General features: G+C 37.9%; 17 protein-coding genes. 11 read left to right on the top strand and 6 right to left on the bottom strand.

What is annotated here, in order from left to right:
- From D9O48_RS09475 to D9O48_RS09445, 7 genes are all read left to right on the top strand, one after another.
- On the top strand, positions 1-993 hold the full coding sequence (locus D9O48_RS09475; RefSeq protein ID WP_126972727.1) for a fasciclin domain-containing protein: 993 nt from the start codon (positions 1-3) through the stop codon (positions 991-993).
- Positions 994-1,026: 33 nt separating this feature from the next.
- On the top strand, positions 1,027-4,323 hold the full coding sequence (locus D9O48_RS09470; protein WP_126972726.1) for a TonB-dependent receptor: 3,297 nt from the start codon (positions 1,027-1,029) through the stop codon (positions 4,321-4,323).
- Between the two features lie 23 nt (positions 4,324-4,346).
- Positions 4,347-6,515 carry an IPT/TIG domain-containing protein gene (locus tag D9O48_RS09465; RefSeq protein ID WP_158624862.1) on the top strand — a complete coding sequence of 723 codons (2,169 nt, stop codon included), beginning with the start codon at positions 4,347-4,349 and terminating at the stop codon, positions 6,513-6,515.
- Between the two features lie 26 nt (positions 6,516-6,541).
- Positions 6,542-6,778 (top strand): hypothetical protein, encoded by a 237-nt coding sequence (locus D9O48_RS09460; RefSeq protein ID WP_158624861.1) that lies wholly within the window; start codon positions 6,542-6,544, stop codon positions 6,776-6,778.
- Between the two features lie 175 nt (positions 6,779-6,953).
- Positions 6,954-7,877 carry an RtcB family protein gene (locus D9O48_RS09455; RefSeq protein WP_126972723.1) on the top strand — a complete coding sequence of 308 codons (924 nt, stop codon included), beginning with the start codon at positions 6,954-6,956 and terminating at the stop codon, positions 7,875-7,877.
- A gap of 136 nt (positions 7,878-8,013) precedes the next feature.
- Positions 8,014-8,787, top strand: a complete 774-nt coding sequence (locus D9O48_RS09450) for an alpha/beta hydrolase family protein (RefSeq protein WP_158624860.1) — start codon at positions 8,014-8,016, stop codon at positions 8,785-8,787.
- An 80-nt stretch (positions 8,788-8,867) separates the two neighbouring features.
- Positions 8,868-9,671, top strand: coding sequence for a hypothetical protein (locus D9O48_RS09445; RefSeq protein ID WP_126972721.1), 804 nt, complete (start codon positions 8,868-8,870; stop codon positions 9,669-9,671).
- Here the strand turns inward: D9O48_RS09445 and D9O48_RS09440 are convergent.
- Complete coding sequence (locus D9O48_RS09440; RefSeq protein ID WP_126972720.1) at positions 9,668-10,891, bottom strand: GNAT family N-acetyltransferase; 1,224 nt, start codon at positions 10,889-10,891, stop codon at positions 9,668-9,670. The genes D9O48_RS09445 and D9O48_RS09440 overlap by 4 nt on opposite strands.
- A 431-nt stretch (positions 10,892-11,322) precedes the next feature.
- Between D9O48_RS09440 and D9O48_RS09435 the strand changes: the two genes are divergently transcribed.
- The 3 genes from D9O48_RS09435 to D9O48_RS09425 are packed head-to-tail and all read left to right on the top strand — an operon-like array spanning position 11,323 to position 13,261.
- Positions 11,323-12,045, top strand: coding sequence for a dioxygenase family protein (locus tag D9O48_RS09435; protein ID WP_126972719.1), 723 nt, complete (start codon positions 11,323-11,325; stop codon positions 12,043-12,045).
- Entirely contained in the window at positions 12,045-12,557 is a 513-nt protein-coding gene (locus D9O48_RS09430; protein ID WP_126972718.1) for a hypothetical protein, read from the top strand. The genes D9O48_RS09435 and D9O48_RS09430 overlap by 1 nt, the downstream gene beginning before the upstream one ends.
- Positions 12,554-13,261 (top strand): pirin family protein, encoded by a 708-nt coding sequence (locus tag D9O48_RS09425; protein WP_126972717.1) that lies wholly within the window; start codon positions 12,554-12,556, stop codon positions 13,259-13,261. Before D9O48_RS09430 ends, D9O48_RS09425 begins: the two co-directional genes overlap by 4 nt.
- A 56-nt stretch (positions 13,262-13,317) precedes the next feature.
- Here D9O48_RS09425 and D9O48_RS09420 read toward each other — a convergent pair whose 3' ends face one another.
- From D9O48_RS09420 to D9O48_RS09400, 5 genes are all read right to left on the bottom strand, one after another.
- Positions 13,318-14,079, bottom strand: a complete 762-nt coding sequence (locus tag D9O48_RS09420; protein WP_126972716.1) for a hypothetical protein — start codon at positions 14,077-14,079, stop codon at positions 13,318-13,320.
- 266 nt (positions 14,080-14,345) lie between these two features.
- Positions 14,346-15,065: a 3-ketoacyl-ACP reductase gene (locus tag D9O48_RS09415; protein ID WP_126972715.1), complete on the bottom strand. Its 720-nt coding sequence runs from the start codon at positions 15,063-15,065 to the stop codon at positions 14,346-14,348.
- 12 nt (positions 15,066-15,077) lie between these two features.
- Positions 15,078-16,205, bottom strand: coding sequence for an aldo/keto reductase (locus D9O48_RS09410; protein WP_126972714.1), 1,128 nt, complete (start codon positions 16,203-16,205; stop codon positions 15,078-15,080).
- Positions 16,206-16,279: 74 nt separating this feature from the next.
- Positions 16,280-16,867 carry a cupin domain-containing protein gene (locus tag D9O48_RS09405; RefSeq protein WP_233589224.1) on the bottom strand — a complete coding sequence of 196 codons (588 nt, stop codon included), beginning with the start codon at positions 16,865-16,867 and terminating at the stop codon, positions 16,280-16,282.
- A 28-nt stretch (positions 16,868-16,895) separates the two neighbouring features.
- Positions 16,896-18,266: an amidohydrolase family protein gene (locus tag D9O48_RS09400; protein WP_126972713.1), complete on the bottom strand. Its 1,371-nt coding sequence runs from the start codon at positions 18,264-18,266 to the stop codon at positions 16,896-16,898.
- Positions 18,267-18,604: 338 nt separating this feature from the next.
- Between D9O48_RS09400 and D9O48_RS09395 the strand changes: the two genes are divergently transcribed.
- The gene (locus tag D9O48_RS09395) at positions 18,605-19,474 is read left to right on the top strand and encodes an AraC family transcriptional regulator (protein WP_126972712.1); all 870 of its coding nucleotides are present in this window, start codon (positions 18,605-18,607) and stop codon (positions 19,472-19,474) included.
- Positions 19,475-19,569: the final 95 nt, after the last annotated feature.

The following is a 19,569-nucleotide window of genomic DNA, read 5'->3' as shown; positions in this document are numbered from 1 at the left end:
ATGAAGTATAGAAAATTACTTTACCTCCCCTTATGTGGTATGCTTGCTATCAGTGGCTGTATCAAAAACACTGCTGATACAATGAGCAATTATGATAATAACAGAATAAATATGGTGGTTGCTGATAACTTTAATCTGTCTTCATTTAATGCTGCTTTACGTAGAAGTGCATTGGATCAGGATTTGCAAAAAGGAGCGGGCCCTTATACCGTATTAGCTCCTTCTGATATCGCATTTGGAGCAGCCGGTTATCCGAACGCAGTAAATGTACTTACTGCCAATGCAACAATAATTACACGTATTGCGAATTATCATACACTTGACGGTAAATACGAATTGAATAAACTCCCTTTTTTATTCAACCAGGAACTACGTTCACGCGGAGGTAAAATGTATGCTACTCATTGGATAAAAGGCCAGGATACCGTTCTTACCATTAACGGATCGAGAGTGGTAGCTAAAAATATTCCGGCTTCTAATGGATTGATTCAGGTTATTGATCGTGTTTTAACTCCTTATCTGCATAATAAATTAGGTGATGCCGTTGCCGCTGAGCACGAACTAACCCTTTTTACCCAGGCTTTGATTAGCTCAGGTATGCTGGCTGATATTAATGAAGCCGGCCCATTTACCATTTTTGCACCTGCTAACAATGCAATGATCGAAAGAGGCTATGCCAGCGTTCAACAAATTAAACAAACAGATATTCAGCAATTACGCGACCTGGTAAGTTATCATATTGTCAATGACAGACGTTTTATTTATGATTATATCTTAAGTGCCGGCTCCTCCAATGCATCAAAACAGGCAATGTTTAACGGTAATACCATCGATATCAAACTGGTACAGGATCCGGCAGCTCCTGGATCTTTCAGTACCATTAGCCTCAGAGGTATTGGTAATACATCAGATATAGCTGTATCTAAAAGAGATATACTTACCGGAAATGGTGTACTGCACATTATCAATGGTTCTTTGCGTCAGACACAATAAGGATAACGTATCAATGATTGTAAAATTTTAAAGATGAACAAATCAACCTATACAATATCGTTTATTCGATTGTATAAAAACACTATAAGATTATCTTTCTTCTTATCAATGCTGTTGCTGGGAACGCTTGCTTATGCACAGGAAACCAGTGGCTCTCTCAACGGACGTGTAAAAGACGTTTCGGGTAATAACCTATCTGGTGTCAGCATTACAGCAATACATACCGGAACTGCTACGAAATATACCGTTGCTACAGATGAAAGAGGATTGTATTCGATCAACAACATGCGTATCGGTGACGGATATACTATTACTGCTACCATGATTGGTAAACAAACCGAAACAAGAGAAAATATTGTTATCAGATTAGGTGGTAACCAGCAACTCGACTTTGTTCTTGCAGAAAGTGCAGCAGAATTAGGCGAAGTTGTTGTTACCGCTTCAAGAAAAGCCAGACAACGTGCAGATATTTATGGTGCCGGTAAAAATATCAGCGCTGAACAGGTGAGAAACACACCAACTATTACCAGAAGCCTGACCGATATTACCCGCCTTACACCACAAGGAAGCAAAGACAATAGTTTCGGTGGTACTAACTTTCGTTATAATAACGTAACAATCGATGGTGCCATCAATAATGACGCGATAGGGTTTAGTCCGTCGTTAGGTGGACAAACCGGTACTTCCGGTATGGCAGGTAGCAGCACCCGTACTAATTCTTTATCTCTGGATGCCATTGAAGATGTTCAGGTTTATCTGGCACCATTTGATGTGAAAATAGGAAACTTTACAGGAGGATCTGTCAACGCCGTTACCCGTAGCGGTAGTAATAAAGTAACCGGATCGGTATACGGATTCGGAAGAAATGCAGCTATGATCGGTAAAGACAGAAAAGGTTCTCTCGGAAAAATGGATAATGATTTTCATGATTACCAGGCAGGTTTCAGAGTCGGATTTCCCATTATTAAGAATAAATTATTCTTCTTTACCAATGAAGAAATTACAGGTAGAAAAGATCCTACTCAATTAATTGCAGGAATAGATGAAACCGCTCATATTCTTTCGGTTGATGATGCAAACGCTATCTCCAATGCAGTTCAAAGCCGCTACGGAAATATATTCGATGCCGGTACTGCAGGTATGTATACGAATTGGAGCGAATCGCAAAAGTTTTTTAACAGACTAGACTGGAATATTAATAACAACCACCAATTGGTGGTGCGCAACAATACTATTTTTAGTAAGGCTTCGCATATGGACAGAGATCAGCAGGATTTCCGTTTCAGCAGCATGGCTTTTGAGCAGGTAAATAATCAAACCAGTACGGTAGCAGAATTGAAAAGCCGCTTCAGTAATGACCTTTCCGGAAACCTGGTTGTGGGTTTTTCACAAGTGAAAGATAGCCGAAATCCGATAAGTGACCCATCGTTACCACAGGTTCAAATTATGGGACGAACGCCCGGTTCTACCATTTATCTGGGTTCAGACCGTGAGGCGAGTATTTTCAATATGCGTCAGAGAACATGGGAAGTTACTGCAAACCTTAACTGGAATAAAGGTATTCATAAGTTCCTGATAGGTACACATAATGAAATCTATAACATCAATTATGGTTTTGTGAACGGTTGGAATGGTCGGGTAGATTACCAGAGTATTGAAGATTTTTTAAGCAATAATCCTTACAGGGTAAGGGGAAGTTACAATTATACAAATAATAACAGAGATTACATACTGGATAATGCTGCTGCCATTTTTGATGTACATATGTACAGCCTCTATATTCAGGACGAAATAAGAATAAGCGATAAATTAAAAATTACACCGGGCTTACGCGCAGACCTGGCTTATCTGCCAACTATGCCGGTAATGAGTAATAAAGTGCGTAATATTCTTGCAGACCCCGATTTCGGAAATACTTATACTTATACTCCGTTGAACAGAATAAACAACCAGTTCATGAACAAAGTTCAGTTGTCACCACGTGTGGGCTTCAGATATGATGTGTTGGGTGATGCTACTGTAATTGTAAGAGGTGGTGCCGGTGTATTTACAGGGCGTATACCTTTTGCCTGGTTAGCATATGCGTATTATAATACAGGAGATAGTTATGGTGCCTTTGATCAGAGAGCCGATAATAAACCTTTTGTTCCGGGTAGTGATGCGATCAAACCAAGTCCGAACGGTATTGGTGATTTTATCGAACAAAACGGGGCTGTTATGAATAATCCGAACAGCGGAAAAACACAAATCGATTTGATTGATAATGATTTCGTATTACCAAAAGTATTCAGAGGTAGCCTGGCAATTGATTACACTACCTACAATAACTGGAAGTTTACCGTGGAGGGTATCTATACGCGTAATATAAAAGACGTTTTATTTCAACAGTTAAATACGAATGATAATCCTCGTTGGTATGGATATGATACCGAACGTCAGCAACCAATTTATAGCGGAACGGTAGATCCGCGCTTTTCAAATACTTACCTGTTAAGTAATACCAATCAGGGATTCCGTTACAGTGTTACAGGTACTGTATCAAAATCAATCGGAAATATTTTTAATACCAGTGTTTCATATACTTACGGACAATCAAAAGACCTTAGTAACGGTGTACGTAACTCGATGGAAAGCAACTGGCAGTTAAACCAGGCACTGGTGCCGAATAATCCGGCACTGGCTTACAGTAACTTCGATATACGTCACAGAATTGTGGCAAATGCTACTTACACTCATTATTGGAACACAGCCGGAAAAACAATTGTTTCTCTTTTTGTAAGTGCACAATCAGGTAGTCCGTTTACTTATGGTATTGTAAATAACAGTATTCAGGGATTACCTCAACAGGTTTCACTAGTTTATATTCCAACTCAGGAACAAGCCGTAAGATTCTTTAAAGATAATTCACAAGGAACCGCACAACAACAGGCTGATGCATTTAATCAGTTCATCGATGGTAATGAATATTTAAGTAGTAGAAGAGGTCAGTTCACCGAAAGAAACAGGGGCAGAACTCCCTGGAATGTACAGGCTGATTTACATGTTTCGCATGATATCTTTTTAAACAAATCAAAATCGAAGTATATAACAGTTGTGTTTGATGTAATGAACCTTACAAATCTGATCAGCAAAAACTGGGGCATTCAGTATTTTTCTCCTAATACATTCAACAGTACGAGTAGTGTTGGATTAACTCCGACACTGTTTCCGCCTATGCAAAACAGCGGTAACTATCCGGTATATACATTTAAAAACCCCGGGCAACCCTACAGTATTGATTATTTCGGGTCAAGAGCACAATTACAGTTAGGTGTCAGATATACATTTTAATGATAAAAATAAAAACAACTAATATGAATTTTAGTTATAAAAAATTATCATGGTTGAGTACATTACTGGTAGTAATCGCCATGTTTACTACCATAGGGTGTGGCAAAAAAGATAAGGCACCTGAAGTGGTGTTGCGAATAGACAGTTATTATCCTAACAGTGGTAATGCCGGCACACTGGTTACCATTGAAGGAAGTGGTTTTGTAAAAGATATTGCTTCCTACAAAACAACCATAGGCGGGGTGGAGGCGGAAGTAATCGGCGTTACTGCCAATACACTGGTGCTTAGAGCTCCTTTTGATGGTAAAACCGGTAACCTTACACTTGCTTACAATAATAAAAATTATGAAGTAGGAACTTACACCTATCAGTCATTATCTGTAAGCAGTATTTTTCCAACCAATGGCTCAGCAGGTACGCAGATCAGAATTAATGGTACCGGTTTCAGCAGTACCGAAAAACCGGCAGAAGTTTTAGTAAATGAAAAATCAGCCATAATCGTAAGTGTGAGCGATACGCTGATCGTTGCCGAAGTGCCAGACAAAGCAGGAACCGGTGCTGTTAAAGTAAAAGTTAACAGCCTCGAAGCAAGCGGACAAAATTTCAAATATCAGGCAATCGATAATATCAAACCCAAGACCGGTGGTGCTAATACAAAAGTAGTGATCACTGGTGGAGGGTTTGAAGAAACTACAACAGGTAATACGGTTGATTTTAATGGTAAAATAGCGGTTGTATTAACTGCCACTGAAAGCACATTAGAAGTACTGGCTCCTGAGGAAGTTACTACCGGGCCATTATCTGTTGTGATTAACGGACAAAAACTGACCGGTGAAACTTTTACAGTAGTAGATCCGCCAACGATTAATTTTATATCTCCGCAAAGCGGGCCTCAGGGAGCAGAAATGACTATTTCAGGAACCCTGTTCAGCACAGAAGCAGACGAAAACAAAGTTTTTATTAACGGAATAGCAGTGCCTGTTACGAGTGCATCAGCAACTCAGTTGAAACTGACCATTCCCGGAGGTACCGGAGATGGTATTGTAAAAGTAATTGTGAATGATCAGGCTGTAGAAGGGCCCGTATTTAAAGATCAGACTTTAGGTATTGCTGCCATTTCTCCTGATAATGGTTTAGCCGGTACCTCCGTTACTATAGCAGGTACAGGCTTCAATAGTAACCCTACGGGTAATACTGTTTATTTTGGTGATCTTATTGCAACAATAACTGCTGCTGATGAAAACTCGCTGACAGTTACTGCTCCGCAAAATCTTGTTACAGGTAAGGTAAAAGTAGTAGTAGGCCAGCAGGAGGCAGAATCACCGCAACCTTTCAAACGAGCAGGTATAATGACACTTGCCGGAGGACCAGCTTCAGATGTATTTGCCAGTGGTGCAGGAGGAATAGCATTAGACAGGGATGGAAACGTATATATAACAGACAGGAATAATAACCGGGTAAAAAAAATAACCCAGGAAGGGGTCGTAACTACTTTGAAAGAAAATGGAGTTGATATTGAATTCAGTACTCCATGGGGTATTGCTATTGATAAAAACGACAATATTTATGTTGCCGAAAGCGGTGCAAGCAGAATAAGAAAAATAAGCTCGTCAGGGCAGGTTACCGTACATGCGTCAGGGTTTTCACCCGCTAAAATGACCATCAATGATGCCGGAGAACTATATGTAAATGTGAGTGGTATCGGTGCCGGTATGAATAAAGTTTACACAGTAGGTAACTACACTAAAGTAGCAGGGCCTGGCTGGGTATGGTCAAAACCATACGTTGACCCGGCAGGAAATATTTACTATTCTGATCAGAATACAAACGGGTCTAACGGTATTGATATGGCTACCCCGGCAGGAATCAGACCTGTAACATTAGTAGGCCAATATGACGGAGGTTATAAAGATGGATTCGGTACAGATACCTATTTCAACGGTATTGAATCTGTTATTTATTACGCACCTAATACAATAATGGTGGGTGAAGCCAGCGGTAGAAATCTGAGATTAGTGAATATTTCTTCAAAACAGGTAAGCACTCTGATCAGGTTTTCTTTTGGCTATGAAGATGGAACGCTTCAGAATGCAAAAGTTTCAAACATTTATGATGTTGCTATCGGAAAAGACGGAAGTATTTACATTTTAGATGCAAATAACAAAGCTGTACGTAAAATGTTCCTGCAATAATTTTTCACTTACTAAATTGTTCACAAATGGCTGCAATAGATTCATCAAAGCATAAGCGGCTCATGAGCTGGGTATCGGATAGAAGCGTAGAACAGGGCGAGCAATTACCCATGGAAGAGGTACAAACGCTTGAATCTATCTATCAGCAATACAGAACACAAATCGATTTATTACACCGGCTTGCCGGGGAATATGATATCCTATATAAAAAAGTACGTGTGCAGTTACGTAAAGTTGCTACAACGGAAAAAGCTTACAGGTGATCAGTTAGGTTTAATCCGTTCTTTAGTCAGGTTTAAATATGGTGTTACTCGATGTCTTGAACAATTAAGAATTATTATTAATAATTCTTAATTGTTTTTACTAGGTCATAATAAAATTTATTTTGAGATACCGGATAATTTTCGTATATTATAAGAAAGGACTTTCTTACAAGAAATGGAATTGATTAACTACTCAGCCGAACCGCTGAACAAAGTATATGGCTGGCTGCCACACGACCTGAATGCTGAAAAGGTCATCTTCTTCCCGGATGCCTGTCCGGGTAAATCACCTTTACCAACCGGAACTGTAGTGTATACTGAACAGCCAGACTGGCGGAAGTTTGCTATCTCTGATTGCGGTTGCGGCATGTTATTGTGTGAAGCAGATCTTACCAAAGCTGATTTTAAAAAAGAAAACTGGGATGATATTTACTTCGATATCAAAGCAAATAAAGGCAAACTGGGCGATCTCGGTTCCGGAAACCATTTTCTCGATGCCCTGGAATCATACACGGATGATAAAATTTACTTCCTCATTCATACCGGTTCCAGAAATGAGTCTAAACTGGTAGACGATCTCATCAACAATCCCCAAAAATTTGATGCGAAATTTGAAGAAGTATGCGAATGGGCAAAAGATAACCGTTTCGAAATTTTCAACATACTACAAAAATACTTCGGACGACTACGCCTCATCCTCGATAAAAATCATAATCATTTCGAACTCACAGAAAAGGGGGTAATTATCAGAAAAGGTGCAGTGAAAGTATTACCCGGCGAACAAACCGTTGTTCCCTCAAATATGAATGGAGATGTTGTGTTGATTACGGCAACGGAAGAAGTACGGCAAACTTACAACTCACTGTGTCACGGAACCGGCAGGGTAATGTCGCGCGGCGAAGCAAAAGAATATGCAATGAACTTTGACTATGACGATCTGAGAAATAAAATCTATATCCCGGAAATGATTGCCAATGACAACATTAAAACGGATGCACCCTTTTGTTATCGTGATCTGGATAGCTGCCTTGGCTTGATTGACCCCCTCATTACCATCAATCAACGATTTTCAGTTTTTGCTTATCTGGGCCAAATGTAAATTTTCTTTTTAAGTTTTTGCAAACGGCCGGTTGGATACACATCCGGTTATACTACACGAATCTTTATTGTGAAAGTTATCTGAATCCATTTCAAATGTATTAAATTACATCAGATAAATTTGTAAAATGGAACGAATGAAAAATATTCTCCCGGTTGTTGCTTTTGTGATAGTATTGTTATCTTGTGCCGGTAATACAGCAACTACTCCAGAACAGGTAGCCACCCCCGTATATATACAATCAGATACACTTGAATGGTTCGACTCTTCACGGAATAGAAAAATTCCCATAGCTGTTTTTTCAGCAGCTGTTAATGAAAAAAATGCAGGTTTACCGGTAATTATTTTCAGTCACGGTTACGGACAAAACAAAGGTGGCGATAACTTTGCCTATTCATACCTTACTGATTATTTATCCCAATCAGGTTATTTTGTAGTAAGTATTCAACATGAGTTACCCACCGATGATTTGTTGCCAATGGAAGGTGATCCACGTATAGTTCGTCGTTCTAATTGGGAGCGTGGAGCAGAAAATATTTTGTTTGTTTTGAATGAATTGAAAAAGACCTATCCTGATCTTAATTATAATAATGTTTCTTTAGTGGGCCATTCAAACGGAGGTGACATGAGTGTGCTGTTTGCCCATCAACATCCTGAGCTGATTAACAAATTAATTACAATGGATCATCGACGTATGCCTTTACCAAGAATTAAAACGCCTAAAATATACACATTACGATCGAATGACTTTCCTGCTGATGAAGGAGTTTTGCCGTCAGAAGAAGAAAATAAATCACTTGGAATCACTATACAATTAGTACCCGTTAGTCATAATACAATGGACGATGATGGTACAGAAGAAGAAAGAACTATCATGAGAAAGTATATATTGGAATATTTAAAAGATTAGTGAAAATAACCTACGCAATATTAATTTTTTTATCTGCTCAGGTTTGCAATGCACAAACTGACCGGCAGAAACATTCAAAAATGACAGAAGACGTTTTTCATAACATATTACCATTTCGCGACTTTGAAAAAATAAGTGCATTTGTTCGATACTATGGTAACAGGAAAACTTTCGGTAATCGTTGGAATCACAATCCGCATTTCTCATTTCCATTCGGAAGCCTCTATTTAATTCCTTATGGTGAAAATTCTTTTGTAGAAAAACCACATCCTTATGCTTACAACGGCTTTTACTTTCAGTCAGAGGAGTTAACTTTCAGCCTGAACTACATAGACCGTGAAACTGTTACAATCCAACATTTCAGGCAGCATGAAAAGGCAATCCGGGCAATTATTGAAAAAGTAACTGCAATAGCAACTTCTTATATAGCTTTTGACCTGCAGGATGAATATCTTATGAAAAATGAAGGCATTCTTTTACTTTTGCCAATGGATCCGGAAGAAAACAATATTCAGCTAAAACTACAGATCAATGTGGTGGATGAAATGTTTAACAGACCTGTGGATAAAACCGGAATACCGGTAGTGTTTAACAAAATCAATGAACTAAATTTATCCATAGAAAAAAGAGACGCCACTCTTTTAAAAATTGAACCAGAAACAGCCGGGCAGTTCCGTTACTCCTGGATTTTCCACTTTACAATCAACAATAGCAGATATTGTGTTCCTGTTTCATTTTTTGACCGGCAGGGTAGTATTGTTGAAATCTACGATGATCTCGTTCTGAAGATTTATTTGAATAAAAATGATACTGAAAATAGGTTACCCGATTACTATTATTACAAAATAGAATTACTTGAACCGGTAAAACCGGTAGATTACTAGAAGTAATCTGAAAAATAAGGTTGCTCTGTAGGAATAAGTTTTTCGAGCATTCTTAGCGTAACTTCGTCAGTTTGTATTCGTCCCAACCGGTGAAGATAAGCCGGTGATTTATAACTCATGAATAAGGTAGACAAGGTTTGAATATCTATCTTTACAGCTTTTCCTTCGGGTTCACGGGTAATATCTGCCGTAAATGCCTGATGGGTGGATGGTCTGATTCCAAAAATACCATTGTTCCATTCGGCAATTGGATCACTCACAACAAAGTGAAAGGGTTCAATTGTATCATCCCAGGGATAAGCACTTAAAAATCCTTTTACATCCACAATACGTGCCATATAGTAAGGTTCAATGGTTTCAACGATCTGACTATCGTCCAGATTAAAAGCCAGTGGTTCATTCATATATTTAGTACCTCTGATTTCTTCAATCATTGAACCATGAGCACCGACAAAGTTCCAGAGTCCATGACGGGCATCCTGTGTTATATATACCATTTCCTTGATGTGAAATACATCATTTTCCACCCAATAAAAAAGATAGCCCAAAGGGTTGTTATTGGTGTCAAAATAAACGGCAGCTGTTCGCTCTTCTTCATTTTCCCAACGCCAGTATTCCGTCCATTCAAACTGGTTCCTGATCAGCGATCCGTGTGTGATTTTGGCAAACTGTTGATAAATTGTAATTACAGAAGGGTCAGATACTTTTTTTCTTTCAACGTGCCCGCTTACGGGATGATATTTTGGTACCTGTGTGTCTTTTAAGGTAAAGGTCATCCGGTCTGACATGATTTCCCAGCCCTTTTTCCGGTAATAAGAGATGGAATAAGGGAACAGGTAGGAAATATATTGTTTCGCTTCACGCATTTTTTCCAGGCCCATTTTAATAAGGTCGTTCATTAAACCCATATTGGAAAATTCAGGATAAGTACCCACCCCGGTCAATCCGGCCATTTCATATTCAGTTCCGTGAATATTTACAAGGAAAGGATAAATACTCAGAGAAGAGATTAACCGGTCGTTTTCAGTGAACCATCCCAGTACTTCTGCATTTCTCAGAATAGGTTGTTTAGATCTATTGAATTCGCCTTCTTCATAACCATATTCTCTTAACATTCGTTTGGTGACCTGAAAAACATAATTGAGTAATTCTTCATATTGATTAATATGAGCAAGTGTTACTTTTTTAATGACCAGTTTATCTTTAATTGTTTCAGACATAATATTTTATGTTTTACTTAATAAGGCAGCAGCAGCTTTACTAAGAACTTACTGTAAATTACGAAATTGAATAATCAGAACCATTTACTGTTGTTTTTTGATGGTATTTATATGATTATCTGTTATTTATGTAGATAAGGGGAAGCTATTTTATAGTATTACACTGTAACGTAGTGAATTGTTTTACTTTTCTTTTAATTAATTGTAAATAATCATTTTGTATGTTCGGATATAGATAGGGTATAGACGATAACTGCTATATCATCATTTCATTTTTATAATCGGTATTGTTATAAGGATTAAAAAAATAAAATAATTGGAGCACTCGTCGATATAAACACTGCACTCATCGATCCTTAACATTTTCTTATATAGCCGTTTGATATTATTGGATTGAGTTTTAGAAATAGAATCGATTAAATCATACAGCTATGGAAAGAAAAAAATTCCTACGATCTTTATCGTTATTTGCGGCATCACCATTAATTATCTCTGCCTGTAAAAAAAGTGAAAACGACAGCAATTCTTCCGGCAGCGGAAACGATGTTACCGTGGATGATTCGTGTATAGTAACACCCACTGAAACAGAAGGGCCGTTTCCGACTAAGAGTCCAACATCCTATATCAGGAATGATATCAGAAAAGGTGATGGTATTGGGGCGGATATGACTGCTGATATTACTATTGTGAATGTCAAAAACAATTGTAATCCGGTTTCGGGAGCAATTGTGGATATATGGCATTGTGATGTGAATGGAGATTACTCGCAATATGGCGGTACACAGATGCAATCTACCAATTATCAGAATCAGCATTGGTTCAGAGGCCGGCAATATACAGATACCAACGGATTAGTGAGTTTTAAAACAATTTTTCCCGGCTGGTATCAGGGACGTGCAACTCATATTCATGTACATGTATACAATAGCAGTGGTACATCATTGTTGATTACACAAATTGCCTTTCAGGATAGTCTTTCAACAACTGTTAACACAACAGGTGGTGCATATGGCTATACAAAAGGAATTAGCGGCTATACCTATAATTCAAGAGACAATGTATTCGGTGATGGGGTTGACAAAGAAATGGCTACTATAACCGGTAATCTTGCTGATGGGTTTAACTTATCGATTACCATTAAAGTAAATGCATAATGTTACGGAAACTAATCAGCCTGCATTACAAAAAAATGATTGACTCTACGCATCAGGGCCGATGGGAAAAGATGGTGCTGGAGCAGGCATATGAAGAATTTAAATTACAGTTTCAGTATTATAACAGAGAGCAGTTGTATCATAGTTATTCAGAAATAAAAACAACCGTTCATGGAGCAGACCAGCTTCCTTATCTGGTGAGCGGCGCGATTTTTAATTCTCTTCATCTGCTGGAAGATATAATTCCGGATATATATGATCAGTCAGGAGAGAAAATACTAACTTTTAAGCAGTTCAGTTTTGAGTTACTCACCGCAGATATACGTACCATCGATACGTTCAGAATTGTTATCAATTTTTTCTCTGAACCTGTCTTATGGTTGGAAACGATCGGTGAAAAGGTACTATTATCGAAAGAGATAGAAAAAAAGAATGATTATCAAACCGCTCTGGTTACATTATTACCCTATTTGAGTGTTTACAGATTAACCTATCAACAGGATGAATTATGATAAAAATGTTTATGGCCGAGCAACGGGGTATACAGGAAGATGCCCGTCAAAGAATACTAAGCACTTTTAATTATGGTGAATATTATCATCCGGATAAAATCGGAGTCGATAATCTTTACTTATTAAATGAGTGTTCTTTAGCAAAAGGGGAGGATTTTGATTTGTTGACAGTACCTTACACAGCACACATTATTGTACCTCTCGTGGGAGATTTAATCGTGCAGAAAGGACCGATCCGGTATGGAGTCAGTATCGGTAAGATATTTTATTCAGAACGAATGGTTGAGTCTAAGTGGACCATTACGAGTCTTGACCCGGAAGAGCCGGTCAGTTTTTTACATATAGGAATAAAGTCTGGTATACAGCAACAGTTTTTTGAACGAACCACTGTTCTGCCTATTCCTTTATCTGTTGTAAAAGACGAGTGGATTATTCCGGAGTTATTTAAAAATAACCCTTCAATATCTTTTTCTATTGGCACTTATAATCCGGGAAAAGAATTCTCTTATCAAAGTAAGCTGAATGGTGGATTGCTATTTGCATTTGTGTTGGAGGGCGCCGTTGAAATGGAAGAACGTATATTATATGCGGGAGACGGAATTTGTTTTTTTGATACTACGGCAATCAACTTTGAAGTATTGAGCGGAAATAGTATTTTCTGTATGCTGGAGTTTGAAAAAAAGGATGTCATTAACTTGAGGTGATCGCCATTTTTTGAAGAAATCTGTTAATGACAGATCAATGACATCCTTTATATTTTTTATTCACCGGGAATGGTGATGGTCTGATATTGAATATTATTCTCCATTACTTTGGTTTGTGTACCCTGTGTAAATACTTCGTATTTGATAATACTGTTATTTCCATTTCTTTCACTGGTATAGTTGTAGTTAACAGAAGCAGTAGTTGAGCTGTTGATCTGACGTTTGGCAAAAAATGAAAAATCCCGGAAGTCTGTATCAAAAGAACCTAAATAGAATGCCAGCTGAAAAACGGCATCGTTAAAAATACCGGCGTTGGTATTGAAGTTTATACTGGTTTGATTGATTCCCAGCAGATCGTATTCGGGATTGATATGCATTGTTTGTGCCGCGATCTGATAATTATGTTGCGTGGGTACAGTTACCGGATAGTCGGTTTCCTGATTGTCAGGAGTTATAACTTTTACAGATAGCGGAATATAACTGTTGTTGATATCATCATAAGCTATTTCATATTTTGTAGTGCCCTCTTCTGTAACTTTATTGATAGTAGTAAGTTTTAGAAAATCATCATACGTATAAGTGAGTACATAAGAATCATTATTGGTATAATGTTTCTTAATAGCGGTTATTTGTCTGAATGAGTTATATTCAAATTCAATTCTTCCTGATTTTTCCGGTTCGTTCAGGTAAGTTACTTCCATCACAGAGGGTAAATATAGATATCCCGGAGCAGAAGAAGTTTTACTGCAAGCCGAAAATAGATGACTAACCGGAATGAATAATGTTAGAGCTATAATTAACTTATAGAATCTAGTCATATTTTTTTATTTAGTGGTCAAAGGAAAGGTTTAATAAAAACATGTTTCTGTAATAATGACCAAAACAAAAATGATATCGTTGCACGCAGATCATATACAAAATATTTTCTTTCGTAATTGATTTAAAATGAATGTGATTCGGGTTGTAAAGGAGATACTTGTATCCAACCCAAAATGAAAGCAAACAGAAAAACAAAAACTGTTAATAAATAAAAAACCTGATTGGTAGCTGCAATCAGGTATCAGTAATATAGACCAGCAATGTATTAAGGATTAGTGCTCCAGATGCTGCTTGACTTTACAAAAGCCCTTCTGTTTAATTTTAGCTGCATCACTACCAGTTCTGCCATGTCTTCAGGTTGTACCACTTTATCAGGATTACCGTCTGTTATTTTCAGGTCATCGATAGCCATGTCTGTAGCAACGGTACTTGGTGTAAGTGCCGTTACCCGGATGTTTTGTTTACGAACTTCCATCATCAGTGATTCGGAGAGTCCTAAAACTGCAAACTTTGAAGCGCTGTAGGCGCTGGTACCGGCTGCTCCACGAATACCTGCCATAGACGAGATATTAACGATATCACCGGATTGTTTGGCAAACATATCGGGTAAAACGGCATGGGTGGTATAGTATACGCCCAATACATTGGTTTGAATGATTTCTTCCCAGGTAGCAGTGGGCATTTCTGTAAAATTTCCGAATGCAGCAATGGCTGCATTGTTTACTAAGATATCAATAGATCCTAATTTCTCTTTGATGGAGTTAATTGCCAGTACGATGGAAACCTGGTTTGCCACATTTCCGGCTGCATATACCACTTTAGCATCTTCTGCAGATAATTCTGCGGCTGTTTTTTGAAGTAATTCTTCGTTTCTGCCAATAATACCCACATGAATACCTTCTTTGACGAATGCAGCGGCTATTGCTTTTCCGATGCCTCTGGTTCCTCCGGTAATAATCGCAGTTTTACCTTTTAGTGATTCCATATATTTAATTGTTTAACTTTTAGCTTTAGGTGTTGGTGCGTTAGCGGCGATTAATTGTTCGCTTTTAAGTTCTTCCCAGAATGCTGCCGGTAATTTCTCATTAAAAGAGGCGGCATTCTGTTTAGCCTGTTCAATTGTATGTGCGCCGGGAATAACTGCAGCTACTACATCCGGTGCAGCTGCGAATTGTAATGCTGCTGTTCTTAAATCTACTTTATGATTAGTGGCTACTCTCTTTAAAGCGGCTAATTTTTCTTTTACACCTTTAGGAAAGTCTCCGCTATACAAATAACGGTCTTTTCCTGCTAAAAAACCAGCACATAAAGGAGCTCCCACAACAATTGACATACCTTTTGCTGCTACTTTGGGAAATACTTTATTCAGGTCTGCTTCGTGTTCGATCAGTGAATATTGACAAGCTGAGAGAAAGATGTCAGGATCTGCAATTTCGAGTGTTTTAAGAATTGGTTCGATAGTATTCACACCCAATCCCCAACCTTTTATCAATCCTTCTTGGCGCATTTTGGTTAATTCGGGCATGGCTCCTTTAGCAGCTTCATCAAAGTATTTTAACCAGTTATGTTTCATGTCGGCGTTATCTGGCGAAAGATCATGAATAAAAACGATGTCGAGTGAAGGCAATCCCAGTCTGTGTAAACTGTCTTCAACACTTTTTCTAACCCCAGCTGCGGTATAATCATATTTATATCCAAAGTTTAATTTCCCTTTCCAGTTGGCATCTACTTTGAAATCTTCCTTAGGTTCCAGAATACGGCCTATTTTGGTAGAGATGGTAAAGGAGTCTTTTGGTTTGTCTTTCAGAAATAATCCCATTCTTCTTTCACTGATACCTAATCCGTACCAGGGAGAAGTATCGAAATATCTTACCCCGGCATTCCAGGCGGCCTCCATTGTTTGCAGGCATTCAATGTCAGGATTTTGATTGAACCCGTTTCCGATAGCAACTCCTCCTAAACCAGAGAGGGTGAGTGGTCTGAATTTATTGGCCGGTTGTTTTTCTGCGAATGCCGTCATAGTATTTGAATTTAATTGAGCAGCGATGTAAGCAGGAATGGTTGCTGCTGCCATGAGTGCTGATGAACTCATGGTGGTGTTTTTTAAAAAGTTTCTTCTGTTCATAGGATATGTTATTGATGAGTTAACAAAATAAATTGTCAGCCCCTGAGTGACTGACAATTTATTTTATCTGAATGTTATTTTTTCCATAATCTGATCAATCCTTCCTTTGTTCCTGTAAAAGGGTCGGTTTCGGGTTGGCTGACTTTTTCAATGTTTTTATCAGCTTTAGGGCGATCTGCTTTTTCACCTCTCATCAGATCAGGTGAAAGCCCATTGGGATAGGCACCTACAACAGTAAAGTCATTGCTGTTAGAAAGGCATTTGTGCCCGACGCCTGCGGGTATTACAATAATATCCCCTGCACTTACTTCTATTTTTTTCCCTTTTTCTCCACCCATGTGCAATAGGGCCGACCCGCTAAAACACCCCAATACCTCGTGTGTGTTGCTATGATAATGGTGAAAAGGGTAAACACCCCATCGCCAGGAATTAGTCCAGTTATTCTCTGAAAAATGTTTTTCCAACCAATCGGCTCCTTCATTACCTCTTAATGAAAAAACATTTTTGTATACGATTAAAGGATACCTGCTATTGGGAATCATACCATCATCTTCAAAGAAATAAGTAATCGGTTGATTGATATTCATAGCCGGTAAATTGAGTTTCAGTATAAATGTTCCAGCCAGCAGGCTACCCATTTTAATAAAAGATTTTCTATTCATTTTACAGAATTATAAGTAAGCCGCGGTGTTACTGTTTTTCCGGTTTTGGACTGATTGTTTTTCCTGCTTTGTATACTGCATTGATTTTTCTGGTGTCTTTAATATTGATAGATGGGTCACCGTCTACAATAATAAAATCGGCAATTTTACCTTCTTCCAGGGTACCGTATTTATGATCAATCTTTAGTGCTTTAGCGGCATTACGTGTGGCGGTGGTAATGGCTTCCAGGGGTGTTAGTCCTGCCTGTACCATTAACTCAAGTTCAAAATGTTCACTAAACCCTTGTGCACGTACAGGGGTAGCGCCACTATCGGTGCCAAGTGCAATAAGAACACCGGCATCAAAAAGTTTTTTAAGATTTTGTGCAGCATTTTTGAAAGCTTGTTCATTTATGGCATACACAGCAGAGTTTTTAATATCGTTTTGATATTTCTCTGAAGTAATCATTTCATATACGCCCGGTTCTAATGAAGCTTTGAAGAATGCATCGTCTGCCCAATCGGGTTTCGAAGCATAGATATAAGCATATTGATCGAGCGTAAGTGTAGGAATGTAAATAATTCCTTTTGATTTCATTTGTTGTATCAGTGCATCGTCAATAATACTATCACGAATACTATGGGCAATAATGTCTACGCCGTCGTTCACTAATTGTCTGGCATCTGAAAGATAATAAGCATGTGAAGCAACCCGTACATTATTTTTATGTGCTTCGTCTATGATGGCTTTATAAATGGAAGGTTCCATTTTTTTATATTTTCCTCCGAAGTCATCTACCCATATTTTTATTACGGAAGGATGCAGTGTTATCAGGCTATCCATTAAAGGTTTAACCTGTTGTGGGGTAGAAGGGCGTAGTACGCTGGTCATACCGAATTCAACCGGTGGAGTTCCGTTTAAAACCCCAAACCCATAGCCGGCTGATTGAAGGCGTGCACCAGGTAATGATCCTGCTACTGAGGAATCTCTGATACCGGCTTCAAATAATAAAGAGCGATCGCTTCCTAAAGAGAGTACATTTAATACGCCATAGTCGGCATATCTGTTTAATTGGTTGACAATATTTTCGCGTGTATAAAATTCCGCATTGCTTTCGGTTCCTTTCACGTTGCCTACATGCACGTGTGCGCTGATCAGAGCGGGCATTACAGTTTTTCCGCTGAGGAAGATAACATTAGCGGCAGTGCCGGTATCGAGGCCGGTGCCAATAGCTGAAATAGTATCTCCTTTAATAAGAATGTCAACACTTCTTTTCGGTTCATCTCCGCTACCATCAATGAGTGTTACGCTTCTCAACAGAAGTCCTTCCTTAGCAAAATCCGGATGCTGATTTCTACACGATGCAATAAAAATTACAAAAGCTAACAGAACAGTAGTAATAGTGTAAGATATTTTCATAATCAATAATTAATAGGTTATGAGTTAATAGTTGTTAGTTCATTAATTTTTTATTAATGTTTGACAGCTATGCTTGTCAGTTATTCATTTTGTAAATCATATCTGACCGTGTAATGTCATCATCATACCAATACTGTATCAATATTGATTCCAAGAAACGGCAAAATAAATGATGAAGTGAAAAGAATAAAAAATAACCGGTTTGATAACCGACTGACTATCAGTTTGATTGTTAGCATTCCTTAATAAAAAACAAAGTTCAAAAAAAAACTTAACTTTATAATTGTAGAAATATCATAAACAGTTGTATATATATAATATGCGCTTAATAAAATATAATGAAAAGAACGCAGTTTGACAGATTAGTGATTCATGATTTTGAAGAAGAAACCTTTCATTTACCTGTGCATAGCCATACATATTATGAAATGGTGTATATCAGAAAGGGGATGGGTTTGCATCTTTTAAACAATAATCAGATTCCTTATAAGAAAGGTGATTTATTTATATTAAGTCCGGAAGATAAACATCGTTTTGAGATTACGAAAAGTACACACTTTACTTTTATTAAGTTTACAGACAGTTATTTTGCCGGTCATAAAATGCACCAGCCTGATGCATTTTTGCTGATTACTCCGGAGAGCATTATGAGGAATAAACTGCTCAAAGAAGTAAAGTTGAAAATGAATGAACCCTGTGTTTCGATTCTTCAGAATACCATAGAAAATATAGTTGCTTATAGTTGTAGAAAAGATGTAGCAACATCTCCACTGGTGTACTATCAGATTTTATCTATTTTCGGTTTAATAAAAGAAGCTGCAGCAAAACTAAATATCCGGATTGATAATGGACAGCCTGATAAAGAGGAATTGATTTCATATATACATCAGCATATATATAATCCTTCACAGGTACAAATCAAAAATATAGCTTCCAGATTTAATATTGCATCTACGTATTTTAGTGATTATTTCAAACGAAATTTTTCTATTAGTTATAAAAGCTATCTCAATGAGTACCGAACTAAACTCATTGAAAAGAGGCTTGAAACTCCTGCATTAAACATGAAACAAATTGCTGATGAATTCGGCTTTACAGATGAAAGTCATTTGTCTCATTTTTTTAAAACAATGCGTAAAGTGAGCCCGGTACAGTATAGAAAAAGAATTTTGGAAAATTCAAATAAAAATCGTATCTTATTAAGATAGGCTATTATGTAATTCATTATAACAGAAAGAATTTGAAGTATGTATCATTAACTGACAGATGTGGAATATAAGTTGCTGTTGATTTATCTGTTAAT

This window comes from Gynurincola endophyticus, from assembly GCF_003991195.1.
GTDB classification, from domain to species: domain Bacteria; phylum Bacteroidota; class Bacteroidia; order Chitinophagales; family Chitinophagaceae; genus Gynurincola; species Gynurincola endophyticus.
Note: the sequence above shows the minus strand (reverse complement) of the source record. Positions and strands in the feature narration are given on the sequence as shown.